We start from the raw sequence: 24,736 nt of genomic DNA, 5'->3' as shown, positions 1-24,736 counted from the left end.
GAACACCATGTGTGACGGCGTAGCATTATCATGGCGGGAGATTCCGGACGAACTGATTGGCAAGCATGGTTTGCAACGCCGTCTCGTGAAACGGGGCGAAGAGGCCGATCGTGAAGTCCAGTTTCTGCAGCGCGACAGGCAGCCTGTGCTACCGGTCTGGGCCGGCGGACAACTGTGGGTCTGGACCTGGGGGCCGGGGGCACAATCACGGTTGCCCACGAATTGTTGCTGCAACAACGAAAGCCTCGAAGCGGGCCGATGGTCTTGGTTAGAGCCGCAGCCGGTCGAGATTCCGGCCAGCTACGTTTGGCACAAAGGAGTCTGGTACCAAACGGTCGGCGGCATTCGAGGAATCCTCGTATACGATGCGCTGGGCATTCCGCACGTTTATGTGCTCACGCAGCCGGCCAGTCATTATTACAAGGTGATGACCCGTAGCGACCGCATGCCGGTCTTTTTAGGCGACGGTATCTGACTCGGCGACGCACGTCATCAGTTGTTCCTCGAAGGGGATAAACAAATCCTCCAACCGGCCGCGATCTTTCACATCAGGATCGAGCCAGCGGGCGTAGGATTCCTCTCCCGAGAGTATCACCGGCATTCGTTTGCGCGGATGGTACTGTTCGACCAGCGGATTCGCTGCTGTGGTGACCACGGTGCAGGTTTCCAGTTTGTCTTCGCCGAGTTGCCAAGATTCCCACAGACCCGCCAGGGCAAACAACTCATGATCTTTGAGGCCGAAGAAGTGTCCGCCTTCATAAAAAGCAGTCACCGGAATCAAAGCCCGCCGCTGCTTAAACGCATCGCGAAAAGAGGGCTTCTCATGAATCGTTTCACTGCGACTATTGAACGTCATGCGTTGAAATGATTGCGGAGAGTGAAACTTAGCAGAGGGCTTCCACCAGCGCGGCAGCAGTCCCCAGTTGAGGAGTTTTACCTGGCGTTCCCGGTCAGGATCCAAATGGATCGCCACCACATCGCTTCCCGGAAAGCGATCTCCCGTTGGGAACGGCAAGGTCTCCTGTTGTGTGAGGGCAAACTCCTCCACAAGAGCTTTTAATCGCAGTTTGGCTTGGAATCGATGGCACATGACTGCATTGTGACTTTGCCGGCACTGAAAATCTACCTCCGAGCAAGCGCAGCGTGAAACGTTTCTGATTTGAAACCACAACTGCCGCGAACTACGATGGTTGCCATTCCAAGGTTCCGCCACGCGTTTCATAGGCGAACCGCTTTTTCGGCTTCTAGCCAGCATTGATTGAGGCTGCTCGTCATGGACCAGTTGATCGGATTCGTCCTGGGGAATTTTACGCTGACCTTTCTGGTCATCGGTTTGATCTGTTCGCTGATTGTGCTGGCAATCCAGCCCAAGCCGCTCAAGAGCCCGGTCGTCAACGAGGCGTTTTTCTCCTACTTTTTGCTATTCAGCATTGGTGTCAGTTTTATCTACAACTTTGTGATGCACGTCTTTTTTGCGGACATGGCGGCTGCGTTCATCGGCTGGAAGAACAGCCCGTTTCAGTATGAAGTCGGATTTGCCAGCCTGGGATTTGGAATCGTGGGACTACTGGCGTTTCGACAGAAACTCGGTTTCCGGACTGCGGCAGTCTTGGGACCGACCTGTTTTCTGTGGGGCGCTGCCGGCGGACACGTTTACCAAATGGTCACGGCGCACAATTTCGCACCGGGAAACGCAGGGATCATGTTCTGGTCGGACGTTTTCCTGCCGATCATCGGCTTGCTGCTGCTGTTCAACCAATACCGGTATGAGACGCGCGCAGGGGGATCATTATCCGCTACGCAATGATTCCCTGGACGACGTCCCCGGCGACATCGGTCAGGCGGAAGTCGCGACCGGCGTGGCGGTGGGTGAGTCGCAGGTGATCGAGACCCAATAGGTGCAGCAGTGTGGCGTGTAAGTCGTGGATGTGCACCTTGTCGACCGCCGCGTAGTAGCCATAATCGTCGGTCGCCCCGTATTGGATTCCAGTGCGGACTCCGCCGCCGGCCAGCCACATCGTAAATCCTTCTGGATTGTGGTCCCGGCCATCGTGTCCTTTGCCCTGGCAGGTGGGCGTACGGCCGAACTCGCCGCCCCACAACACCAGTGTGTCGTCCAGCAGGCCGCGTGATTTTAGGTCGCGGAGCAGGCCCGCGATCGGTTTGTCAACTTCGGCGGCATTCTGCACGTGGCCTTTGCGAAGATCACCATGTTGGTCCCATTGGACCTCGGAATTGCTATGTGTCACCTGTACAAACCGGACACCCCGTTCGGCGAACCGCCGCGCCATCAGGCACTGTCGCGCAAAATCCGCAGTCACTGGATCATCGGTCCCGTAGGACGCGTGCGTCGCGCGGCTTTCTTGGGATAGCTCTAACGCTTCGGGCATCTCGGTCTGCATGCGAAACGCCAATTCAAACGATTTGATCCGAGCCTCTAGGGCAAGATCCGGTCCCGTTGTATCGAGGAATTTGTTGTTGAAGGACTGGATCAGATCGAGTTGAAGCCGTTGCGAATTGCGGCTGAGCAGCGCGTTGTGGATATATTTGACGCGTGCTTGCTCTGAGGACTGACTCGCATTTCCCAACGGCGTTCCGGAATAGTTGGCAGGCAGAAATGCTGAACTCCAATTCTTGGTCCCACCGTGAGCCAGCGTCGGACAAATGGTGATGAAGCCGGGGAGGTTCTGGTTCTCAGTACCCAAACCATACGTCACCCAGGAGCCCATGCTGGGACGGACAAAGGAGTCGCTGCCGGTATGGAGTTTCAAGCTGGCTCCCCCATGCGCCGGGTTTGTGCCGTGCATGGAGTTGATGATGCACAGGTCATTGACACACTCAGCAACATGGGGAAACAACTCGCTGACAGCGATGCCGCTTTCGCCATATCGCTTGAATTTCCAAGGCGACGCAAGCAATTCGCCGGTGGGGGCGAACTGGACGCGCGGTTTGTCGAATGGCAGCTGTTTGTGGTCGTCTTTCTGGAGTTGCGGTTTGTAATCAAATGTGTCCATGTGCGACGGGCCGCCTTTCATGAACAAAAAGATGACGCGTTTCGCCTTCGCCGGAAAGTGAGGCAGGTGGGTCTCGGCAGGGTCCTGTGCATGACTTGGCGCCGCAATCGCGTCATCGGCCAACAGCGAGGCCAACGCGAGCGATCCGAATCCGGCACTGCATTGTTGGAGGAGTTGTCGTCGTGAAATCGTCATGTTTGGGTTCCGCTGAATCTCGATGATTGCTTTTTGAACGTTGCGATCATCAATTATCGTACGTAGATAAACTCACTGGATGAAATGACCGACTGACACAAAGCTTGCCATGCCTGCTGTGTTGTGTCTGCATCGCCTTGCGGATCTTCTTTTTCTTGTGCCGTCAATTCCACAAATTGCGTCAGGAAAAGATCAGCACGAGTTAACTCATCTTCTGTCGGCGGTCGGCCATAGGCTTCCAGGAATAGTTGTGTGACGCGTTCCTTACGGGTTCCCTCGGCATCCAACAACCGGTCGGCCATAGCGGTCGTGAGGTCGATGACTAGCTTGGAGTTCATCAGAAATAGCGCTTGTGGAGCGATCGTACTGGTGTTGCGATTACCATTGAGCACGCTGGCGTCGGTATAGTCAAAGAGCTGAAACATGTCGTACAAGTGATTGCGGATCACCGGCACGTAGATCGAACGCCGACGTATGTCATAGCTCGACTTGTCTTGCGACGTGTGATCGAACAGGTAGTCGCGGTTCTTCACCGCCAGCAGGTTTCCACCAAGCGTGCGATCGAGTGTCCCGCTGGTTGCCAACAGCGCATCGCGGATCGTCTCCGCTTCGAGTCGCCGGACATCAAACCGCCAATAATATTGATTGACCGGATCGACTTTGGCGCAGTGTGAATCGAAACCACTGCTTCGCTGATACGCAGCCGATTGCATGATGAGACGATGCATCGCCTTGATCGACCAGCCTTCTTCGACGAATCGAACGGCGAGCCAGTCCAGCAGCTTCGGGTGCGTCGGTGGTTGCCCTTGTAGCCCAAAGTTATCAACAGTCGACACCAGGCCCTTGCCGAAATGCCACCGCCAAATGCGATTGACCATCACGCGTGCGGTTAACGGGTGGCCCGGGGTCGTCAGCCAACGCGCATATTCTAGGCGACCGCTACTGCCACTCGGCAAACTCGGTGGGGTGTCACTGCACAGAACTCTGGGAAAACGACGGGGGACCACATCGCCCAAAGTGAGATGGCTGCCGCGCAGGTGCACGGCAGCATCTGCAATGTCTCCATCAACGACTCCCATGGCGGTGGGCAATACTGGCACCGATTTCTCAAGCTTCTTGAGTTCGTCGCGCAGTTGCTTCAATTCGTCTTGCGTTTCCTGTGGAAAACGTTTCTCCAAGTCCTCTGGCACTGTCTCGCCCGTGGGAGGAGCCAACTTACCTTTCGCCATCGCGATCCGATCTTCGATCTGCGATTTTTTCTCAGAGATTCGTTGCTCGTGTTTCTCCTTACGGGCCAATTCCTCTGGCAGCGCGATGAGATTCTCTTGCCATTTGGCGACCTTTTTAAAACTCTCCATGGTACGGGTGCTCTTAAAGATTCCCGCCAGCCCGTAATAGTCGTCCTGCCCGATCGGATCGAACTTGTGGTCATGGCAGCGCGCGCAGCCGAGTGTCAGTCCCATCAGGCTGCGGCCAATGGTGTCGACTTGTTCGTCGACAATATCCATTTCCATTTTCGCTTCATCAACTTCCGCGAGCACTTTCGGACCGAGCGCCAGAAAACCGGTGGCGATCAGTCGTTCGTTTCGGAGAGAGACGTCCGTTCCGGAGTCCAGTTGATCGCCGGCAAGTTGTTCAACCACAAACTCGTCATACGGTTTGTCTTGATTCAGCGACTGGACGACATAATCGCGATACCGCCATGCATTCCCGTGGGCGACATTTTCATCCAGCCCATTCGAATCGGCATAGCGGGCAATATCGAGCCAGTGACGCCCCCACCGCTCGCCGTAGTGCGGCGAATCAAGTAACCGATCCACCACCCGGCCAAACGCATCGTCCGACTCGTCAGCCAGAAAGGCGTCGATCTCTGCGGGAGTGGGGGGGAGGCCAATGAGGTCGAAGGTCGCACGACGGATCAAAGTCCGTTTGTCGGCAGGACCGAGCGGTTGGAGTCCCTGCTCTGTTTGTGCCGCGCTAAGAAACGCATCGATCGGATTCTTAATGGATTCAACAGGACCGCCGCGCGGAACATTTGGTTTTGACGGGGTTTGAAACGCCCAGTGTGTACGTCCCTTGGCAATGTCCAAGGTCGTACGTGGAGCAACTTTTACGGTGCCACTATCCGGATGCGGGGCACCCATCTCGACCCAACGCGTCAAGTCGGCAATTTGACGATCGGATAGCTTCTCATCGGGTGGCATTTGCAACTCATTGTCGCGGTAGCCTATCGCGGTTATGAGCAGGCTTTGCTGCGGTTTGCCAGGATTGATCGAGGCTCCCGCATTACCGCCGGTCAGTATTCCTGCCAGCGTATCGAGCCGCAACTCCGATTCCTGTACGTCAGCTCCGTGACAGTCGTAACAATATGTTGCTAAGAGCGGCCGGATCGTATTCTCGAAGAACCGAATTTGCTCGGCATTGGGGCGATTGCTTTTTTGCGGAGTCTCGTCCGCCGACAACACTGCAGTGCCGACAGAAACCAGGATCGCCAGGGACGTCGCCATTGGCAAGAGACGTCTGCTGAAGAACTGGACCAACCGGGGTCGTCGTCTTGGAGTGAGCATGGGGAGTTTGTTTGACATAAAATCAGGTAGGACACTGATGTCGTTGATAAGAGGTTTTCAACTTGGACGTTTGCAGTTCCGCCAGAACTTCCAACCTCGCATGCTGTATGAGGGCGGAATTTAACGCTCGATCCAGGGCTGCTTGTGTGGTGGGCAAAAGTTGTGGGCGAGGTCTAGTATAGCATCGCGCGGGGGGAGAATGGGAGTGCGAAAGAGACGACGACCGGTAACCCCTTGGTGCCGCTGGACACAGCACGACGGATTCGCTGGCAATTTCTGAGCGCAGAAAGGGATCCACCCCATCTCGGCACATGATTTCCTGTGTGGAAAGACAAAGAATTGGGGAGTCGAGCAATGGAACAATTAACGGAAACACCTCCCAATGTGCAGGTGCCAGCCATTTTCGGTACAATGCACAATCGATTCAGCGGGCAACAGAAATAACAGGGAATTCAAATGAAATCAGTTTGCATGAGACAACCCAAAACAATGATTAGCATCTTCTGGTCGTTCTGCTTTGCCCTGATTCTCACGTCCCACAGCCTTGTTTCAAGTGCTGAAGAATCTGTTGCCATCGAGCACAAGATCGCCGCAATCGAAGAGGACCGTTTTCATGGTTGGCCTGCGAACAACGGTGTGTGGCAATGGGGCGACGAGTTTCTGGTGGGCTTTACGCAGGGTGATTTTGAACTGAAGTCGGGGCACAACATTGCGGGACGCCAAGATAGCTTGTTGGCTCGCAGCCAAGATGGCGGGCTGACGTGGCAGATGTTCGATCCACCGAGTTTTCTCGATGACGAAAACGCACAATATCTCGGCGAGGGCAAAACAAAGTTAACGCAGCCGCTCGATTTCCGGCATTCTGGATTTGCGCTACGAATCTTCGCTGATGGCTACCATGGCAACCATGATCCGGAAGGTGGATTTTTTTATTCCAACAACCGCGGTGCAAATTGGAACGGCCCCTATGCACTGACAGGATTAAAAGATCATCCGGAGATGAAAGACAAACTTCTTTCTCCGCGAACCGATTATCTGGTTCAAAGCCCTGGTCATTGCATGGTTTTCATTTCCACGCATGTCGACGATCCAAAGCTCAAGAGGATCGCTTGCATTCAGACGACCGACGGTGGGCAGACATTCGAATTTGTCTCATGGGTGACGCCCGAGTCTGAGGAGGCGAGTGCGATCATGAGCCAAACGGTTCAGCTGTCCGACCAGGAATTTGTGTTGGCCTATCGAAAAATCTACCGCAATCCCGGCAAACAGGATGAAATCGAAGCTTACCACTCGTCGGACGGGGGTAAGACTTGGCAGCGTCTCAGCACGATTAAGGAAATGCCGACGCATTCCAATCCGCCCGCCTTATTGAAACTGAGCGACGGCAGGCTTTGCTGTGTTTATGGAGATCGCCACGTTGGTGAGATTCGCGGGCGATACAGCCGTGATCGCGGTAAGACCTGGGGCCCGGAATTGGTGATTCGCGATGATTTCCAAGCTTTGCCGGACGATCCCGACTCCAGCACCGGCCTCAACACGGACATCGGTTATCCCCGCTTGGTGCAGCGATCGGATGGCAAGCTTGTCGCCATTTATTACTGGGCCACAGCTGAAAACCCACAACAGCATATCGCTGTGTCCATCTGGAGTCCGTAATTCCCGGTTTTCTAAACGCGTTACGCGTTCATCGATCGCCGAAGGAGCGGGCCTAGGTATCGCGGGTTCTGCCATAGCGAGCTGGGCTTGGAAACGGCTTAAGGAATACCAGCTTTGAGGAGTTGACCGTAGCCAGCTTTGAGTGGGCGCACATCGTAGCCCAGCTCCTTGAATAGTGGCGAAGCAGCTAAAACCCGCGCACCGGACTGGCAATGGCAGTAGATGATTTTTCCAAGCGGGAGTGTCTTCATCAGCTGTTCGGCAAATTTCTGGTTGGCTGCATTAAGTTTGAGTTCGCTAAGCGGCACCAACACTGCGGTCTCCAGGTGCCCTGCGTCCCATTCTCCTCGTTCCCGCACATCGACCAGAACGGCCGATTTGTCGGCCAACCGCTCATGGACCGTCTCGAGTGAATCGGTTGTGTGTCCTGAAGGATGAAAGGTGGCTGCCTGTTTGCCTGCATGGGGCTTTGGCTTGTCCTGTTCATCATTCCAATTGTTGGCCAGCAGGCGTGTGGCTTCCTTCAGGACGAACTCCGCATCCATAAACGGTTCGTAACTGATGTCTTGCCAGAGCACCATGCCGTCGCCATCGATGATGAACGTCCCATGCAATGGTTGATTCTCGAAATCGTCATAAACTCGATAGGCCTTGAACACGTCGAGATCTGCATTGCTGACCAACGGAATGGGCATCCCTTTTTTGTCGTAGTTATCAATCGAAACTTTCAACCCTTTTTGGTCGTCGGTACTGATGGCAACCATCGCTAAGCCGGCGGCTTCGAATTCGCTCACTTTCGGCGCAAAGGCTTGAAGTTGTTTTGCGCAGTGTAAGCATCCAGAGCCGAGATAAAAGATCACGATGTGTGGTTTGCCTTTGAACTCAGCAGAAGAACGAATCTTGCCCTCGGCATCTTTGAGTTCCCACTCCTGCGACGGGGAGGGGCGCCAGCGGAATGGGCCGAGCGAATCGAGCGGTGGGCGTTGGCCAATATCCATGGCAGGCTTTGCGGCGACGCGCCAATCCGCTGGGTATCCGAGTTCTTCGGCGATGGGCGTCAGCCGCGCAAACACAGGAACGTCGAGATCAATCGCGGAGGAAAGACTTTGTAGTTCTTCAAATACTTCGCGCGCCTCTTTCTTCTTTTCTGACTGCCATAAGGTCTCAATAAGGATCGCAAGTGGATGAACTTCGTTTTTATTGGACTTCACTTCCTTGCGAATTGATTTCTCTGCTTTTTCTTTGTCGCCGGATAGCCACTGCACCTTTGCCAGATAGAGCGGATCCACGTCGTCGGCTTTCTTCAATAACTTATATGCCTGTTGGTATTCCGCTTGGGAAACGGCTTCGTATCCTTTCAAGGCATCTAAGGTGCTTTTTAGCTCTTTGATTTCTGAAGAGAATTGACTCCGCGCTTTGGCGACAGCATCGTCGTTGTCTGTTTTTTTATCGGATTTTTCCGGTTTCGATTTCTCGTCGTCTGCAGCTTTCGATGCTTGTTTTTCTGCGTCTGCTGTTTTGGACTTTTCTTCGGCGGCGGCCACCGCATCTTTCTGTTCCTGCAGCTTGGCATCGAGTCGACTTTGGACTGCTGCGATCTGTGCACGGCCTTGAATCACATCTCCGGTTAAAAAGTAAGCCATTCCCAAATGTCGCAGTCGTTGAATCTGCTCTTCGTCGACATCCGTCGGTTCAAGATACGGCGTTTGCGACAAGGCAATGATTTCGTCCCACAGTTCATAGGTTCGCAAGACCTGGAAGAGTCTCTGACGCCCGTATTTGCTGCTCCCTTTTTTCTCGAATGAGTTGTAACGCGGATGACGCGGCAACTCCGTCATGTTTTTGGCCAAGTCGACAGCATCGTGAACGCGGCCGACATGAATCAGGTTGCGGATGAACCATTCGTTGTTGTGGGCAAAGTTTTCAATCTGATCCGGCATCACGCGATCACGCATCATGTGTGCATGATCGACCCGCGCTGAGGCTTCCTGTTGCCATGCCGCATCGTGGTAGCGTTTCAATCGCGAGAAAATATGCCCCGGCATATGCCACATATGGGCGATACTGGGAGAGGTTTGACCACACAAAGCGGCTGAGGGAATCGCTTTTTCCGGATGGCGATGGTCCCAAAGATGAATGCGAAAATGGTGCGCCGAATGCATCGGTTCCGCGTCGAAAACATCTTGCAGCAGAGAATCGACGGCGAAATAGCTGGTGCTTGAATTTTTTGACTTATACAAATGCAAAGCCAATAACGCCTTCGCTTCCCGGTCATCCGGGAATTCGAGAATCAGGTTTTCCAGCGCCTTGGTATAAGCATTGTTGCGTTTTTCTTTTTTGTCCTTGTCAGCCGTGATGTAGGCTTTGATCGCCTTGATGTACATCACTTCTCGTTTGGATGCTTGTTCTTTCCGCTTGTCGGCCTCTTCAATGAATCCCTGTGCGCGTTCTTGATTCCCCAGGTTGGCCATCGCGGCGCCCCAATATGCCATCGCACAGTTGGGGTCCAAAGCAGCCGCTTGTCGAAACGAACGTTCTGCTTCGAAATTCCAGAAGCCGTACAACTGCCCCAGCCCTTGGTCGATAAACTTTTGCGCCTCTTCATGGTTTGTGGTGACCGGAAAATCGACATGCCCGGTCCCCCCCATCAGGTAGGCCTTTTGCCGCGGCCCTTCGTTGAAGACTTCACCATGATAGGAATGCCCCGCCAGAATTTCCGCAAGATCATCTGTTGCTTCGGTCTGATTGGTTGCCGGTTTTGCTTGCGCTTCGTCGGGCTCTTCCGCCGCGATGCTTGAGGTAGACAGCACGAGGGCGACCAACAGTCCGATTCCAAGTGTCGTCATGTTACGCCTAAGCAGGTTAAACCGACGGTAATCTGGTTTCGAAAGGAAAGACCTTGAGACTGGGAGGTAACAGTGCATGGTTTTATCTTTCAAGGCAGGAATCAGCCAAAAGTTCGCGTGGTCTAAACAGTGACGAGCTTCCCCTGAACGCAGTAGAGGGGGTTTGCCTGAAGCGAACGTGGACCAATTGGTAGGAACCGCATAGTACCCAATCGAAGGTGGCAACTCAATTCGGTGGGGCCTTTGCTCCGTAGCATTCAGCGTGGTTGAGGCGGTCGCGTTTACGCTTGTCTACCGACATGCGGCTCATACCTGCCGGGACAACACCCGCGGAAGGGGGGAGGTGAAATTAAGAATTTCGCCGGACAAGGGGTGTGGGAATTGCAGGGAACTTGCGTGCAGTCCCAGACGACGGGCCGGGTTTGTGACAGCCTTGTGCTTTCGATCGCCGATGATCGGGCATTTTGCATCGGCTAGGTGCTCGCGAATTTGATTACGGGAACCTGATTGTGGTGTCAACTCGACTAACGCGCAGTCAGCGCTTCGCTTCAGCACTCGGTATTTGGTCACCGCAAGGCGTGTTCGCTTGTTGGGGGGAGCACTGTCGGCTGCGAATGGACCGCTCTCGTCACGCTGTGAACTCAACTCACCGCTCTCAGCCGGTAAGTCACCTTCTATCACGGCCAGATAACATTTTTCAGCCTGCATCCAATTCGCCTGCAGGACCTGCTTCGCGTCTTCGGACTTTGCAAAAATCATCAGCCCAGATGTATCGCGATCCAACCGATGAACGATCCACACCCGTTTCGGACTTTGGGGATTTCCGCGGCGGACGTAGTCTGTGAGATACGAATACGCTGTCTTATTCCGTTCCCTCGTCGTGGCCATGCTCAGCAGATTGGCCGGCTTTTCGATGACAACGAGTGACTTGTCCTCGAATAAAACTGTCATGCCGCGTGGTAATAGACTCTCTGAGAGGACCTCTTCTTTGCCTCGAATCGAGACCACATCCCCAGCTTGCAGGCGGTGATTGTAGCGTGTGATCGACCGTCCGTTGACTTTCACCGAACCGTATTTCAGCCATTGCCGCACCTTATTCTTCTTCACGTCCTGATGGCACGCAAAAACAAAGGTGAGAAGTTCCACAGGATTTTCGACAGTGTGCGATGTGGTCATGTTGCTTTGTGGGGGTGTTTTCGTTGGCCAAATGCATGGGGCCGTTTGAAATTGCCATGCGTAAAAAGGGGAGGGAGAGGAGGGGGGACGGTGCTTTCATTGCCAGTTTACTCGACGAGGAGTTTCATGGCGATCCTCTCAGCGATTTTGAGCTGCCATTGCGTTGACCCTGTCATTATTTTGGAGTGGCGATGAAGTTCCCCCTAAACCTTAAACCGTTCGATTCCGTGCGCATTCCTTTAATCATTGTTTCGATTCCAGTCGGTCTTCCGTCCCAAGACACAAAAATGCTTGTATCTTCCAGTGAGTGCGGGGCGGAGAACTGTCAGTTATACATAAATAGTTTATCCGCTCGGGCCGAAGTTTAGCCAAGCAATGGCGAAGTCGGTCATGCGGCGGATTCCGGTCCAGATTGTTTGTGGGCCGGGCGGGGAGTCGCTTTGTCGATTATTGTAGCCACCCAGTTGCGCCAACAGATCCATGAACTCCGACAGTGGCGGCGGGGTCGGTGGAAGTTTTTGTTTCGTGCTCACGCGCCAGACCGATTTCCATTCGCATTCGGCAAATACAACACTGCAGGGCAACCCCGGGCATTCGCGGTTCAAATAGGTCAGCCACAACACCCGCCAAGCGATGATCCGATACAACGCGAGGCAGTTGCGCAGACGCTGGAGTGTCTCGAGTTGGATGTCTTCCACGCGACACCCCGTCTTCAGCGTGCGGAAGTAAATCTCAATCGTCCAGCGGGACACGTAATTGTCGATCACACGCAAAATGGCGTCGACCGAATCGATTGGCAATGTGGTCAGCAGCAACCACGACACGTCAGTTTCGTCCCGCGGTCCGTTGACTTCTTCCACCAGCACGACATTGTACGTCACCGTCGGCAGTGAAGAGCGGGGATGGGGCGGCTTCACGGTGATCCGCAAAGCACGAATCTCCAATTCGGCGTGACGGGCTTCGCGTCGAGGAGTTTGCGGGAGCGCTATCGTACGCGTCGTGCGCAGTGGAGACGCACACACTTCGTCGCGTACCTTGCAGTAGGCCGCCGGACCCGAATCGGGATCGCGCTGTGGAGTGCTGCGGTTTTCCTTGGCCCGAATCACGAAGTGGGCCGGCGTGGGGTGCTGCTCAGCTTCCAGGAAAATATCATAGATGTCGGCTTCGCAATCAGCAATATTTACGATCTGTGTATTGGGATTCTCGGCCGCCAATTGCGAAGCAAGGCGATATCCGCTGAGCCAACGATAGCTCTCCTTCTGCTCGATGGGGAGCGATTTTCGTTCGCGAGTCTTCCCTAAACTTTCTAGGGTACGGTCGAATTCTTCAACACCAACGATTCCCAGCGGCAATTGCTGAGGCGTGACGGCCAGGTGTGTATGATCATAAAGGCCGAGTCGGTTTTGGGTGTTCAGGTGTTTCGCGTCTGCCGGTGGATGCGTGCTGAAATCCAGTTCGGTGGTGTCCTGCACAATCAGCACGACAGGTTCCTGGCTGATACGCTGCTTGGTAGCCTCGATATGCGGTTCAAGGATTCGTTGTGGTGTGACGGCGGGATTGTCGAAAAAGCGGTAGGCCGCAATGGTTTCATTCCAACCGTTGCACGCCGCATTGATGCTGGCCTGCGGATCGGCGGCAAGCTTCTGGAGAATGCCTTTGCTTCGCTGATTCAATCGCTTATCCCCAAGGTCAATTCCTTGAAGTTCGTGACAAATTCCATGGCACATTCGTTTGCTCCCGGAGGTAGTGACAGAATAAAACTGTCTCTCCTACTGGCGCAAATGCTGTGCCAAACTGCAGGAAAATTGTGAGGTTGTTTGTGGGGTTATGTATAACTGACAGGGCGGAGAAGGAGGCGGTTGGGCGGTTGCGAAACGCTGTCGTTTCCCAGTGATAACTGTCATACAAGGGATTTTGTTGACATAACCCAGATATCCTGACTGCGGATGTTGTTGCTGGAAATGTGCACTTGGTCTGTAAAGAAACAATTTGAAATCGCTACCGCCGTACTGTACAATTTTCGTTACGGATGATTTCGTGAATATTCGAGCTATCAGATCCTTTTGTGATTCAATGCCCGCCTCTCTTTCTTCTTAAACCGTGCGGGTCTACAGGTCTTTGATTTCTCTTTAAAATTGTCTCTTTTTCCCGTCACTTAGTTCTTTGGTGGATCTTCGTTCTCATGAGCGTGTTGCAAATTCGGACCAAGCAGAGAGGTTTTACCCTCATCGAACTCCTCGTGGTGATCGCCATCATCGCGCTTTTGATTGCCTTGTTATTGCCGGCCGTGCAGCAGGCTCGGGAAGCGGCTCGTCGCACCCAATGCAAAAACAACCTCAAGCAACTGGGGTTGGCCATGCACAATTATGAATCAACCTTCCGACGTTTTCCTTCTTCGGGGCAGGGGCTGGGCAGCGGTCCTTACGGGCAGAACTTTGACCGCCACTCGTTTTTCACGCATGTGCTACCGTTCATTGATCAAGCGAACATCACAAATCAATTCGACTATGGGTCCTATTACAACGAGACGCCTGAGAATATCGCCATCACGAAGATCGCGTTGTCGATGTACCTGTGTCCCAGCGCTGCACTCCGCGAAGGAAACACGGATAGCCAAGGGTATGGTGGCATCGATTACGGTCCCACCATTCACACGAATATCAGTCCCGTGACCGGACTTCCCGATAGCTCCACGATGGTTCATGGGGGATTGCGTTGGGAGGGAACAGACCTTCGGCAAATCACTGACGGTTTAAGCAACACCATGGCGCTGGGGGAATGTGTCGGGCGAAACGACGGGATGGACTCGCTGTATGCGGATCCTGTTGAAGTCGGGAGCATGAGATCACACTGGCGTTGGGCAGAACCTGACAATGCGTTTGGTGTTTCTTTCACACCGAATTTCCATAAGAGCCCGTGGGGCGGCCCCCCCTCCTGTCCCTGGGTCGACATGAACTGCGGTCCCAATGATGAGCTGTTCAGTTTTCACGACGGCGGATGTCACGCTTCGTTTTGTGACGGGAGTGTCCGCTTCCTTTCTGACAGTATGGACTTCGGCGTCCTGCGCGCCGCAGTCTCAGCTGGTCAGGGCGAAGTCATCGGAGAATACTAACATTCTCTGAAGTATTTCTGACACACTGATTCGAACACCGTCGAGTGCAAGCTTTCTGCGCTCGACGGTGTTTTTTATATTGTTGCTAACAGCTGCGCTCCGCTTTTGGAGCAATTTGCAAAAAGAACCGGGCGCAAGCTGTCAACATTCGAGGACTCGACCGCACAGTAGCAACCACTCTGGAAGCGCTAGAGCATTTGAGGTCAATGTGTTGGGAGTGCTGACTGGTGAGGTCTCCTATCACAGACCCGCCGAGTCACTGTTTTCGGATGGCTCATTCTCTAGCACTTTTTCCAAGATTACGTAGGATTGCTGTCGCTCGGGATCGAGTTGAATCGCTTCCTCGATCACCGATTTTGCTTGCTCCCATTCGTCTTGCTGCAGGTAAATCTCGGCGAGATCCAAGCGGGCGAGGACGTGGTTTGGCTCGAGCTCGATGGCTTTTTGTAAAAAGCTCGCAGCCTGTTCCAACTCGCCCGATTGGTAGAGCATGTGGCCGGCCACAAAGTTGGTATGGGCGTCTTCTCCGGCGAGCTGGATCGCTTGCAGCGCGAGTTGTTTCGCTTCCAGGTGCTTGCCAGCCCAGGAAAGGACCTGTGCCAAGTTCCTCAGCGCTTTGCCCTGTTGAGCAGTATCGATTTCTCCCTCGATTTGCTGTGCGATCCTTTGCCTCGACAAGTCGGACCAGGATGCATTGGGCGAGACTGTGCCGGAATCTTCTAAGTGTTGAAACAGTTCAGCGGCAAGTCTGTGGTGCGCATCAATCGTCAGGTGCACGTGATCCAGAAACAGATCATCGCCGGGAATTCCATTTTTCGCCCATTGATGAATTAAGCGTTCGAAATCGATGACTCGATGGTCCGTTTCATCTGCCACCTGACGAACCACGTCTTGAAATTGTGATGGGGCTCGCAATGGGCAGACATCTTCATCGACAGCCCGCTGGTACGCTGCGCATGCTGCGTCGATTTTTCCAAGTCGGTCCAGCAATCGCCCACGTTGATAATGCAACTCGGCGTGCCGGTCGTCGATGGCCAACGCTTTGTCCAAAGAGCCCAGGGCCTCTTCATTCTGTTCAGCTTGGCTCGACACATTGGCTGAATGGACGAGTGATTCCCATTGCGCTTGTTCGTCAACGCTTAAGTCGGCGCGATGTTCGCTCTTGAATGGCGAAAAGTCACGGATGTTGCTGGCCGCCGTGACGAACAGAATCTCCGCACTTGCCTTGTCCGCCAGGTGCTCCATCCGCTGAAGATTGAACTCGAAATGTTTTAAGGTCCGCTGCCACAATGGTTTGTCCCGGGTATACGTCTCCGGGCCCACGGTCTTATCCAGAATGGCATCGACTTCTTCGGGAAGGATTTGCTTCTGCCCAAAATTTCCCGACGCTTGTTCGTCGCGATCTGCAAACAACCGCTCAGCCAATTCAAAGGTGCAGGTTTGGCCAATCCAGTTGCTCAGACCCGCCAGTGATTGTTGCGAATCCATCTGCTGGCCGTAGGTCCGAAGTTCCAAAAATTCATTATGCCCCGTGTAAACGATGTATAGATCCGGGGAATAGCGGTTCAATTCCTCCATCAACGCAGCAACACGGTAACTGGCGTAGCTAATCCCGCCAACGTTGATCACTTCCCAGTCGCGAGTAGGATCGGCCGCCTGCAAATACTCCCCAAGCCACCTGGAAAAGGATGTGTGATGATCGTAAGGCCGACCGTAAGTCGTCGATCCGCCTAAGCAGAAGATGCGATAGGTTCTCGCCGGTTTGTCTTGGGGAAAATGTTGTTCGTTGAAAAAGACGAGCTTATTGGCGGCCGTCACCATCTCTGCGCTGTCGTGATTATTCGATGCGACGAACAGCGGCGAGTTTGAGGAGTACCCGACAAAGGGATCGTTGTCGTAGTAAGTCGGTTGCACCCCGCATACGTTCAGGAAAAGTTCCAATGTGAGGAAAAACAAAACGCACGTTGTCAAAGAAAACAACACTTTCTTTTTCAACGAGAGTTTCGTTTTGGTCTTCATGGTTTCATCGTCCATGTCATTCTCTGCTGCCAGCCGGTCAGGAAGTCGATTCGCCAACGGTTGACGGTCTTGGCTCCGGCATAGTTAGCTTCGGACAAACTGCGATCCGGTCGATCAGTCCAATAATGCTGGCCGTGATCGGTCTTGATATAGGAACCGCCCCAGTGAGCCGTTGTGGGGTCATCCGCCTCGCTCCGCAGCAAGTACAGTAGCGATGGCGTATCGCCCATCTTGATGTCGCTTTTTTTTCGGAAGAGCAAATCGCCCAACGCGCCATGTTTGTGGACGTGGTTGGCAATAAAACTGCGGTTGCCCCAATTGTCGTTTTGCCGGCCTCCCACGTACATCCCGCGAAACGTGGTGTCGCTTTCGATCCACCATAAATCGGGATGATTATTAAATAGGTACTCGCGTGCGGCGCGGTCCTGCTTGGTGTTCCACGAGCCGATCGAGTACAGGCGGATTTTGCTTTTGATCGACGGGTCATCGTGGACAGCCTGCGCAACATCCGTGATGCTGCCCCACACCAGCACCCACAACGGACGTGGATCGTCGACCTTTGCCCGCTGAATGATCCACTGAGATCCCTCGGTCGGTTTGCTCCAACCACTGCGCGGGGCCGGATCGACCGCACCTTGTTTGGTGACATCTCGCAATGATTCGGGTGTTGGAAAGCCCTGCGAGTGTTGCTTGAGGGTCGGATAGTCCGTTGAGTAAGCTTCGATTGCTTCGTGGATATCTTTTACGCGGCCCTTCTGTGGTGGAGATGAAATTAGCCCTTCAATATCCAGCACATCGGCGTAGACGAGGAGATGGACCATCGACTGAAAATCGTCGGGGTCTGAACCGCCCACATCGGTGGAGATGATCACGCGGGGCCTGTCGCCGTCCAACGCTCCGCCCGACGGGACAGGCTGATCGGCGCCTGCTGCAATCGCGGCGCTGCAAAGCAGCGCACACGCATATGTCATCAGTTGGCTGACGCCGGCCATTGTTCGGTGTAACATGGGATAAGCTCCGGGGGCAGGTTCGTTGCAAGAGGTGGTGACAATGATAGTCAATTGCACCCAACAACGGGACTGTGGCTCGGTGCTGGCCAATGCAGATTGTGTCGATTCGAATTTCTGGCAACGTCCACTGTCGCGCAATCAATAACTAGCGATCAACTCCATGATAATCACACTCAAGGAATAACATGAAACGAATTTTCACTTTTTTAATGGTGTTGTCTGTTGGTGGACTGGTTTTGACCAGTGCAGTGTCGGCGGCTGAAGAGAACTACGACATCGATCCGGACTCACTGCCGCAAAAGGGCGTGCCCCAGGGGGAAATCAAAGGGCCATTTCCGTGGAAGAGCGAGATCTTTCCCGGCACCGAGCGTGAATATTGGATCTACGTGCCGGCGCAGTATGACAAGGACAAACCGGCCTGCGTGATGGTTGTACAAGATGGGCTAGGCCGGGCCAAGGGTTGGAAAATGCCGACCGTTTTCGACAACTTGATTCACAAAGGTGAAATGCCGGTCACGATCGGGATTTTCATTACCCCAGGCGTGGTGCCGGCGCCGCACGAAGGCGCACAGGCTCGCTTCAATCGCAGCTTTGAATATGACTCACTCGGTGATCGCTACGCGAATTTTCTGCTCGAAGAAATCCTGCCCGAAGTCGCCAAGAGTTATAATCTCAGTGAGGACCCCAACGACCGGGCGATCTCCGGAGCCAGTTCGGGGGCCATTTGCGCATTCAACGTCGCCTGGGAACGGCCCGATCAATTTCGCCGGGTGTTCAGCACCATCGGGACTTTCGTGGGACTGCGCGGCGCCAACGAGTTTCCCGTACTGGTCCGTAAAGTCGAACCGAAGCCGATCCGCGTCTTTTTGCAGGACGGCAGCAACGACCTGGACCTGTACGGCGGGAGTTGGTGGGTCGCGAATCAGGACATGCTGGCATCACTGACGTGGGCAGGCTACGACGTGAATCATGCATGGGGGCAGGGAGGACACAACGGCAAACAAGGGGCGGCAATTCTGCCTGATGCCATGCGTTGGTTGTGGCGCGACTATCCGGAACCGATTCGCGTCGGCACAGGCGGCGGCAAACGCCGCACCGACATCCTCATTCCCGGAGAAGATTGGCAGCTTGTCAGCAAAGGGCATAAATTCACCGAAGGACCCGCCGTCAACGACAAGGGCGAAGTCTTTTTTACCGATGTCCCGAACAGTCAGATCTACAAAATCGGGCTGGACGGCATGGTATCGTTGTTCGCCGAAGAGACGGGAAACGCCAATGGCCTGATGTTTGGCAAAGATGGCAAACTATACGCCTGCGTCAGCGGAAAGAAACAGATTGTCGCCTACTCGCCCGATAGCAAATCCGAAGTGATTGCCGAAAATGTCAGCTGCAATGACTTGGTTATCGGTGATAACGGGATTTATGTCACAGACCCGGAGAACAAACGCGTCTTGCACATCGGCTGGGACAAAAAAGTCAGCGTGGTCGATGACAAGGGACTCGAATTCCCCAACGGAGTTGTGTTGTCGCCCGATCAGTCGCTGCTGTACGTCGCCGACACCCGCCGCCAATACGTCAACTCCTACCAAGTAAAACCCGACGGAACGTTACGCTACAAGCAACCTTTCCATCACCTACACATCGCTCCGACTCAAACCGATACCGGCGCGGACGGCATGACCGTCGATGACCAAGGCCGACTGTACGTGGCCACGCGGATGGGAGTGCAAGTCTGCGACCAACCGGGACGCGTGCATCTGATTCTCTCTAAACCACAGGGCAGCTGGCTATCGAATGTTGTATTCGGTGGCAAGGATCTCAACACGCTGTACGTGACCTGTGGTGGCAGCATTTACAAACGAAAAATGAACGCGAAAGGACTTTCGGTTGGTAACTTACTCAAACCTCCCAAGCCCAGACTGTAATCCTGCCTAAAATGGACCGCAGAGTTCGTACGAGTGACAAATGGCGAAAACCGCGATAGACTAATTTCTCGCGTTATGATGGCGGCCAGTCGTGACAGGCTTGCCGAACTCACCTTTGATGGTCGGAATCGCTCACAACTCTGAAGGGTGACGCAAATGAAGGAACTATTGCTAGGGACTGCAACGGCTGCCATTTCAGCTGTCTTGCTGTTGTTTCAGGGCGGACCTGCGGATTTGGTTGTCTATCCGTATCTGCAAAATCCAGCGCCGACCGGGATGACGATCACTTGGCTGTCCCGTAGTGACGCGCCGGGACGGCTCGTTGTCAAAGCAGCGGACGGTTCTCAGGTGTTTGACGAAATGTCCAAGCCGGTCTTAGCCGAGGACCTCGCCTATCTTTCGACGGAAATGGACTCATTTCCCGAAGGCAAACCGCCAGCGTTGCCCTATATTCACCGCGTCCGCGTGAGCGATCTGCAGCCTGGAAAGGCGTATGATTATACGGTGAGTCAGGGAAGCACCGATTTCTCACGGCAGTTTCGTTCATCGCCCACAGATGCTGCATCCGTCCGCTTTGTGGTCTATGCGGATTCCGAAACAGAACCAGAGTCAACCGGCAAAAAAACGAATTGGCCCGAGCCTTTTGGCGAGAAGAAACGGGTGTATCTGGTTGATCAAACAGACGGTTATCGCCGCAATTTAGAATTCATCGAGTCGAGGAAACCAGACTTCATCGCGATAGCGGGCGACTTGGTTGAAACGGGAGGAGAGCAACGCGATTGGGACGAATTCTGGCGTCACAACGCGGGTGAATGGAACGATATTGCTAGTACCATTCCCATTTTCCCCGCAGTGGGAAATCACGAGAACTATGCCGGTGCGGGCGGAGGTTATGGCACCGAAGCGGCCGGCCTTGCCGTGAAGAAATTTCAAACCTACTTCGAGACGCCGCAAAACGGCACCGGTGAATCGGCATTTGATGATCGCTTTTATCGCATCGATCATGGGCCGATCACATTTCTGACAATCGATGGCAGCGACGGCCGTCCAGACAAATCGGCCAGCGACACGAACTTTTTGCTCCGCAGCGACAACGGCAACGGCGAGCCATTTGATTTCAACCCCGGGTCGATTCAATACGAGTGGATTGAGCGACAGTTGGCCGATGCCAAGCAGAAAAGCAAATTCACATTTGTCCAATTCCATCACGTCCCTTATTCCGTGGGGCCTCATGGCTTTCCCGCAGGACGAGGCGAAGGATTAGACACCCAATCGGGTCAACCGCTCCGCATCCTCTCGCCGCTCTTCGAGAAATATGGAGTGGCGGCTGTCTTTTGTGGACACGACGAGATGTATGAGCATTCCGTCGTCAACGGCATTCACTACTACGACATCGGCATCGGCGGCGATGGTTTACGCGGACCATCGAGCGGGCCCGATGGCGCGACCGGTCGCAAAAGTGCGAATGCCAATCAGGCCTTCTTAGCCCATATCAACGCAAAGGAAGTCTGGGACGGGAAGAAGCTGGTCGAGGGAGGCAAGCATTACGGACATCTGGAAGTCAACGTTTCAGAAGAAAACGGAAGCTGGCAAACAACGATCAGTCCTGTCTATATTTTTCCGATCATGAATAATGAGGGAGAGGTCATCGACTGGGAGCGGCGGATCTACGATGACGAGGTGGTGATCCGTCGATAATGCCTTGCTGGTGACCACACTCTCAGTCAGCAGGATTCATTTCTTCGGCAGCGGTCACTAAATTCCGAGCGAGAATCACTGCCCCTGCGACGGGGTGTGAGACAACCGTAACCGGGTCGGGATGCGACTCATGTTGTTGCAGCCGGGTGATGAGCCTCTCGCGTAGTGACGCGACCTGAACCAACAGTCCTCCGCCGATCGCGAGGGGATACTTCTCGTCGTCCATCCCCAGGGTGCGTGTGACGGCGGTCACTTGTTCGGCCAGAGCGTCGGCCGCCGCTTCGAGAATGCACTACGCGACAGCATCACCCTCATTGGCCGCGCTCACCACAATCTGCGACAACGATGACAGCCAGGTATGGTCGTCCTGCCGCGCGTAAACTGCTTGCACCATTTCATTTGGTGAAGCAATGGCCAACTCATGGAGAAATCGATCCGTGAGCAATGTTGCGGCGGTGCGACCATCGGCGGCGGATGCCACCGCCCGCAATCCGGCAATTGCCACTGCATAGCCGCTGCCCTCATCGCCGAATAGATACCCCCATCCGCCGCTGCGGGCTGTCTTTCCCGACTCTGAACGACCAAACGCCAAACTTCCCGTACCCGATATGATGGCAACCCCATAACCGTCGGGCGTGCCTGCCGCAAGCAGTGCGGCCGCGTCGTGGACAGGCAAAAACCGTTCAGCAAGCTCCCGACCTGCCGACCATTCATTGAGGCGATGACGCGCGTTTTCGCGATCACTTCCGGCCATGGCTACGCAAGCCGCTGCGATTTTGCAGGGCGAATAACCAGCGGCGAGAAAAGCCGTATCGACCGCTCGCCCCATGTTTTCCAAAGCAGTCTCCCAGCCAACCGACTGCGGATTGGAGGGTCCCGCTTCACCGACTCCCAGCGGAACCGCTCCGTAGGAATAAGTCGCATCCGCAAGCCAGGCCAGCGTCTTTGACCCACCCCCATCGATGCCGATCACTAACCCAGACACGGACAATTGCTGTTATCCTCTCATCGATATTTCCGATTGAACTCCGCCCTAATCCTCAGACTGTGGAGACTCCAAGGCGTTGCGGAGGTGTCCTTGTACGTCGCTGAGCAAGTTCCGAGCGGTCGCGGGAGTTAATTGCCGCTGATGAGCGACAATGGCTGTCTTGACGTCGCCTCCGCAGCGTTGAAGGTGTCTATCGGCTTCCTCGATCGACAGGCCCGTCAGCTGCGACACGATTCGTCGCGAACGCTCTAAGAGTTTTTGGTTTTTGGCCTGTAGATCGACCATTAGGTTGCCAAATGTCTTTCCCAATCGCACCATCGCACCGGTCGACAACATGTTGAGCACCATCTTGGTTGCCGTCCCCGCTTTGAGCCGTGATGACCCGGTGATGACTTCCGGTCCAACAACCGGCGCGATCATCAACTGCACACTGCGCGATAATTCCGAATCGGAATTACATGCCAAGCCGATCGCGTAGGCACCGACGTCCCGTGCGTAACTGAGTCCACCAAGCACGTATGGGGTTCGGCCGCTGGTGGCAATGCCGACCAGCACGTCCGTTGCCGAAAGTGCAATCGCTTGTAAGTCGCGGATCGCGTCTTCCGGCTGATCTTCGGCACCTTCAACAGCAGACGTCAGTGCAACCTTCCCACCGGCAATCACACCGACAACTTGCCCCGGGGGGGAATTGAATGTGGGAGGACATTCGCTCGCATCTAAAACTCCCAGTCGGCCTGAGGTGCCGGCGCCTATGTAAATCAGACGGCCTCCGCCTGCTAGCCGATCCGCGATGACATCAATCGCTCGCGCAATTGCTGCTGATTCCGCAGAGACGGCAGTGGCCACTTGTGCGTCTTCGGCGTTCATGAGCGCAACAATTTCTTCAGCCGTCATGCGGTCGAGCGATTCCGATGCCGAATTGCGGCGCTCGGTAGTCATGTGGTCGAGATTCAGCGAGTGACTTGTCATATGCCAACGACACTGGAGAATAGCAGCTTCGATCGATGTTGACTAAAGGATAACATTGTGAACCCAGCCATTAGCTTAGTCGATTCAGCAATCGTTGTCGCCTATTTGGGCTGTGTGCTCGCCTTGGGGATCTGGGTGGGGCGCGGCAAGAAAAGTCTCGATGAGTATTTGCTCGGAGGAAGAGATCTGCCGTGGTGGGCGATCCTCGGCTCAATCGTGGCCACCGAAACCAGCACGGCCACGTTTCTGAGTGTGCCCGCCATCGCGTTTGCTACTGGTGGAGACCTGCAGTTTCTGCAACTGACCTTCGGCTATATTATTGGCCGGTGGATCGTTGTGGTTACGCTCTTGCCGCTATTTTTTCGCGGCCGTTTGCTGTCAGCCTACGAGGTCCTCGAACAGCGTTTCGGCAGCCTCACCAAGCAGACCGCATCGGTGATGTTTCTCATTACGCGCAATCTGGGAGACGGCCTGCGGTTGTTTTTGACGGCGATTGTCCTCGAGAAGTCGGTGGGGCTGCCGTTGCCGCTCAGCGTGGTGGTGATCGGTGTGGTGACCATCCTCTATACGTTTTTTGGCGGCATGAAATCAGTCGTCTGGAATGATTGCCTTCAATTTATCATCTATATCGCCGGTGGGATCGTCGCATTGTTGCTTATTCTGCAACAACTCCCCGGTGGGTGGCAGCAGTTTTGGGATTTCGGGGTTACGACAGGCCGGTTTCAGTTATTCAATTTTGATTTCAGCCTCACCGAGAAATACACGATCTGGTCCGGAATCATCGGCGGCATCTTTTTGTCCTTGGGGACCCATGGCACGGATCAAATGATGGTCCAACGTTATCTCAGCGCACGCAGCCAAAGAGATGCCGGACGTGCTTTGGGACTGAGTGGATTCGTGGTCTTGGTTCAGTTCGCGTTGTTTCTCTTCGTGGGGATTGGCCTCGCCGCGTTTTACGAGCAATATCCACCAACCTCCCCATTTCAACATGGCGATAGCGTATTCGCACATTTCATTGTCACACGCATGCCGACAGGCATCATGGGACTCACGCTTGCTGCCGTGATTGCAGCGGCGATGTCAACCTTATCGAGTTCGTTGAACTCGTCGGCCACAGCTGCGTTGAATGATTTGTATCTGCCTCGAAAAGGTCCGGCATTCTCCGGAAATGCGGTCAGCATTAGCCGTGTGTTGACGATTCTGTTTGGCATCGTCCAGATCGGTGTGGGGATTGCCGCTGCACGGATTTCGCAAAATGTGGTGGAAGACGCACTAGCAATTGCGGGCTTTGTGGGAGGAATCATGCTGGGAGTCTTTGCACTGGCGGTGTATGCGCATCGCACCCAACAACGAGACGCACTTGTCGGCATATTGACTGGTGCGGTTGTGGTCAGCTTTGTGAAATTTGGTACTCCGATCGCTTGGCCGTGGTATTCCGTAATCGGTGCGGCGTCAACAATTGCCGGAGCATGGGGATCGACCCTGTTGCAACGTCGGCCTCGCCATTAGTGAGACTGGGGCAAATAGGCAAAATGCGTGCGGCGTCTATAGAGCCCGCGTA

Annotated in this window: 18 protein-coding genes; 7 read left to right on the top strand and 11 right to left on the bottom strand. The window is 54.3% G+C overall.

Translation table 11 applies throughout. From position 1 onward, the window contains the following. The first annotated feature begins 7 nt into the window (after positions 1-7). Positions 8-475 (top strand): hypothetical protein, encoded by a 468-nt coding sequence (locus Mal52_RS15500; RefSeq protein ID WP_145377094.1) that lies wholly within the window; start codon positions 8-10, stop codon positions 473-475. On the opposite strand, the gene Mal52_RS15495 is transcribed toward Mal52_RS15500, so the two are convergent. Next, positions 458-1,090 carry an SOS response-associated peptidase gene (locus Mal52_RS15495; protein WP_197534225.1) on the bottom strand — a complete coding sequence of 211 codons (633 nt, stop codon included), beginning with the start codon at positions 1,088-1,090 and terminating at the stop codon, positions 458-460. The two genes, Mal52_RS15500 and Mal52_RS15495, sit on opposite strands and share 18 nt — an antisense overlap. Positions 1,091-1,273: 183 nt before the next feature. Here Mal52_RS15495 and Mal52_RS15490 point away from each other — a divergent pair, with 183 nt between their 5' ends. Further along, positions 1,274-1,807 (top strand): DUF6790 family protein, encoded by a 534-nt coding sequence (locus Mal52_RS15490; protein ID WP_145377092.1) that lies wholly within the window; start codon positions 1,274-1,276, stop codon positions 1,805-1,807. Here Mal52_RS15490 and Mal52_RS15485 read toward each other — a convergent pair. Then, positions 1,797-3,209, bottom strand: a complete 1,413-nt coding sequence (locus Mal52_RS15485) for a DUF1501 domain-containing protein (RefSeq protein ID WP_145377091.1) — start codon at positions 3,207-3,209, stop codon at positions 1,797-1,799. The two genes, Mal52_RS15490 and Mal52_RS15485, sit on opposite strands and share 11 nt — an antisense overlap. A gap of 53 nt (positions 3,210-3,262) precedes the next feature. Beyond that, entirely contained in the window at positions 3,263-5,716 is a 2,454-nt protein-coding gene (locus tag Mal52_RS15480; protein WP_145377090.1) for a PSD1 and planctomycete cytochrome C domain-containing protein, read from the bottom strand. Positions 5,717-6,247: 531 nt separating this feature from the next. Here Mal52_RS15480 and Mal52_RS15475 point away from each other — a divergent pair. Further along, entirely contained in the window at positions 6,248-7,432 is a 1,185-nt protein-coding gene (locus Mal52_RS15475) for a sialidase family protein (RefSeq protein ID WP_197534224.1), read from the top strand. A gap of 98 nt (positions 7,433-7,530) precedes the next feature. On the opposite strand, the gene Mal52_RS15470 is transcribed toward Mal52_RS15475, so the two are convergent. The 3 genes from Mal52_RS15470 to Mal52_RS15460 all read right to left on the bottom strand — a co-directional run bounded on the left by Mal52_RS15470 (position 7,531) and on the right by Mal52_RS15460 (position 13,181). After that, positions 7,531-10,278 carry a redoxin domain-containing protein gene (locus tag Mal52_RS15470; RefSeq protein WP_197534223.1) on the bottom strand — a complete coding sequence of 916 codons (2,748 nt, stop codon included), beginning with the start codon at positions 10,276-10,278 and terminating at the stop codon, positions 7,531-7,533. 306 nt (positions 10,279-10,584) lie between these two features. Then, entirely contained in the window at positions 10,585-11,454 is an 870-nt protein-coding gene (locus Mal52_RS15465) for an RluA family pseudouridine synthase (RefSeq protein ID WP_145377088.1), read from the bottom strand. Positions 11,455-11,798: 344 nt separating this feature from the next. Then, a complete protein-coding gene (locus Mal52_RS15460; protein ID WP_145377087.1) occupies positions 11,799-13,181 on the bottom strand; it encodes an IS4 family transposase in 1,383 nt (460 codons plus the stop codon). A 455-nt stretch (positions 13,182-13,636) separates the two neighbouring features. On the opposite strand from Mal52_RS15460, the gene Mal52_RS15455 reads away from it, so the two are divergent. Further along, positions 13,637-14,566, top strand: coding sequence for a DUF1559 domain-containing protein (locus Mal52_RS15455; RefSeq protein ID WP_145377086.1), 930 nt, complete (start codon positions 13,637-13,639; stop codon positions 14,564-14,566). A 240-nt stretch (positions 14,567-14,806) separates the two neighbouring features. Here the strand turns inward: Mal52_RS15455 and Mal52_RS15450 are convergent, their stop codons facing one another. Together Mal52_RS15450 and Mal52_RS15445 are read right to left on the bottom strand one after the other, a co-directional pair. Beyond that, the gene (locus Mal52_RS15450) at positions 14,807-16,585 is read right to left on the bottom strand and encodes a tetratricopeptide repeat protein (RefSeq protein WP_197534222.1); all 1,779 of its coding nucleotides are present in this window, start codon (positions 16,583-16,585) and stop codon (positions 14,807-14,809) included. After that, positions 16,582-17,592, bottom strand: coding sequence for a DUF1593 domain-containing protein (locus Mal52_RS15445; protein WP_197534221.1), 1,011 nt, complete (start codon positions 17,590-17,592; stop codon positions 16,582-16,584). The genes Mal52_RS15450 and Mal52_RS15445 overlap by 4 nt, the downstream gene beginning before the upstream one ends. 188 nt (positions 17,593-17,780) lie before the next feature. Here Mal52_RS15445 and Mal52_RS15440 point away from each other — a divergent pair, with 188 nt between their 5' ends. Both Mal52_RS15440 and Mal52_RS15435 read left to right on the top strand, forming a co-directional pair. Then, complete coding sequence (locus tag Mal52_RS15440; protein WP_145377084.1) at positions 17,781-19,520, top strand: SMP-30/gluconolactonase/LRE family protein; 1,740 nt, start codon at positions 17,781-17,783, stop codon at positions 19,518-19,520. A 156-nt stretch (positions 19,521-19,676) separates the two neighbouring features. After that, positions 19,677-21,218 (top strand): purple acid phosphatase family protein, encoded by a 1,542-nt coding sequence (locus Mal52_RS15435; RefSeq protein WP_145377083.1) that lies wholly within the window; start codon positions 19,677-19,679, stop codon positions 21,216-21,218. A gap of 22 nt (positions 21,219-21,240) precedes the next feature. Here the strand turns inward: Mal52_RS15435 and Mal52_RS15430 are convergent, their stop codons facing one another. Genes Mal52_RS15430 through murQ form a run of 3 tightly spaced genes read right to left on the bottom strand, consistent with a single transcriptional unit; the run spans position 21,241 to position 23,175 of the window. Continuing rightward, the gene (locus tag Mal52_RS15430; protein ID WP_145377082.1) at positions 21,241-21,471 is read right to left on the bottom strand and encodes a hypothetical protein; all 231 of its coding nucleotides are present in this window, start codon (positions 21,469-21,471) and stop codon (positions 21,241-21,243) included. A 39-nt stretch (positions 21,472-21,510) separates the two neighbouring features. After that, a complete protein-coding gene (locus Mal52_RS15425; protein ID WP_231962705.1) occupies positions 21,511-22,203 on the bottom strand; it encodes an N-acetylglucosamine kinase in 693 nt (230 codons plus the stop codon). 48 nt (positions 22,204-22,251) lie between these two features. Next, positions 22,252-23,175, bottom strand: a complete 924-nt coding sequence (gene murQ, locus Mal52_RS15420; RefSeq protein ID WP_145377080.1) for an N-acetylmuramic acid 6-phosphate etherase — start codon at positions 23,173-23,175, stop codon at positions 22,252-22,254. A gap of 57 nt (positions 23,176-23,232) precedes the next feature. Between murQ and Mal52_RS15415 the strand changes: the two genes are divergently transcribed. Further along, the gene (locus tag Mal52_RS15415) at positions 23,233-24,684 is read left to right on the top strand and encodes a sodium:solute symporter (RefSeq protein ID WP_197534220.1); all 1,452 of its coding nucleotides are present in this window, start codon (positions 23,233-23,235) and stop codon (positions 24,682-24,684) included. The last annotated feature ends 52 nt before the right edge of the window (positions 24,685-24,736 follow it).

The organism is Symmachiella dynata, assembly GCF_007747995.1.
GTDB classification, from domain to species: Bacteria; Planctomycetota; Planctomycetia; order Planctomycetales; family Planctomycetaceae; genus Symmachiella; species Symmachiella dynata.
The sequence above is the reverse complement of the archived record's forward strand: the minus strand, read 5'-3'. Positions and strand labels throughout refer to the sequence as shown.

What these genes read in the sequence shown, in the direction of transcription:
- Mal52_RS15500 (WP_145377094.1), top strand. Translation starts at nt 8, where the DNA reads ATGTGTGACGGCGTAGCATTATCATGGCGGGAGATTCCGGACGAACTG.
- Mal52_RS15495 (WP_197534225.1), bottom strand. Translation starts at nt 1,090, where the DNA reads ATGTGCCATCGATTCCAAGCCAAACTGCGATTAAAAGCTCTTGTGGAG.
- Mal52_RS15490 (WP_145377092.1), top strand. Translation starts at nt 1,274, where the DNA reads ATGGACCAGTTGATCGGATTCGTCCTGGGGAATTTTACGCTGACCTTT.
- Mal52_RS15485 (WP_145377091.1), bottom strand. Translation starts at nt 3,209, where the DNA reads ATGACGATTTCACGACGACAACTCCTCCAACAATGCAGTGCCGGATTC.
- Mal52_RS15480 (WP_145377090.1), bottom strand. Translation starts at nt 5,716, where the DNA reads ATGGCGACGTCCCTGGCGATCCTGGTTTCTGTCGGCACTGCAGTGTTG.
- Mal52_RS15475 (WP_197534224.1), top strand. Translation starts at nt 6,248, where the DNA reads ATGAGACAACCCAAAACAATGATTAGCATCTTCTGGTCGTTCTGCTTT.
- Mal52_RS15470 (WP_197534223.1), bottom strand. Translation starts at nt 10,278, where the DNA reads ATGACGACACTTGGAATCGGACTGTTGGTCGCCCTCGTGCTGTCTACC.
- Mal52_RS15465 (WP_145377088.1), bottom strand. Translation starts at nt 11,454, where the DNA reads ATGACCACATCGCACACTGTCGAAAATCCTGTGGAACTTCTCACCTTT.
- Mal52_RS15460 (WP_145377087.1), bottom strand. Translation starts at nt 13,181, where the DNA reads ATGTGCCATGGAATTTGTCACGAACTTCAAGGAATTGACCTTGGGGAT.
- Mal52_RS15455 (WP_145377086.1), top strand. Translation starts at nt 13,637, where the DNA reads ATGAGCGTGTTGCAAATTCGGACCAAGCAGAGAGGTTTTACCCTCATC.
- Mal52_RS15450 (WP_197534222.1), bottom strand. Translation starts at nt 16,585, where the DNA reads ATGAAGACCAAAACGAAACTCTCGTTGAAAAAGAAAGTGTTGTTTTCT.
- Mal52_RS15445 (WP_197534221.1), bottom strand. Translation starts at nt 17,592, where the DNA reads ATGTTACACCGAACAATGGCCGGCGTCAGCCAACTGATGACATATGCG.
- Mal52_RS15440 (WP_145377084.1), top strand. Translation starts at nt 17,781, where the DNA reads ATGAAACGAATTTTCACTTTTTTAATGGTGTTGTCTGTTGGTGGACTG.
- Mal52_RS15435 (WP_145377083.1), top strand. Translation starts at nt 19,677, where the DNA reads ATGAAGGAACTATTGCTAGGGACTGCAACGGCTGCCATTTCAGCTGTC.
- murQ (WP_145377080.1), bottom strand. Translation starts at nt 23,175, where the DNA reads ATGACAAGTCACTCGCTGAATCTCGACCACATGACTACCGAGCGCCGC.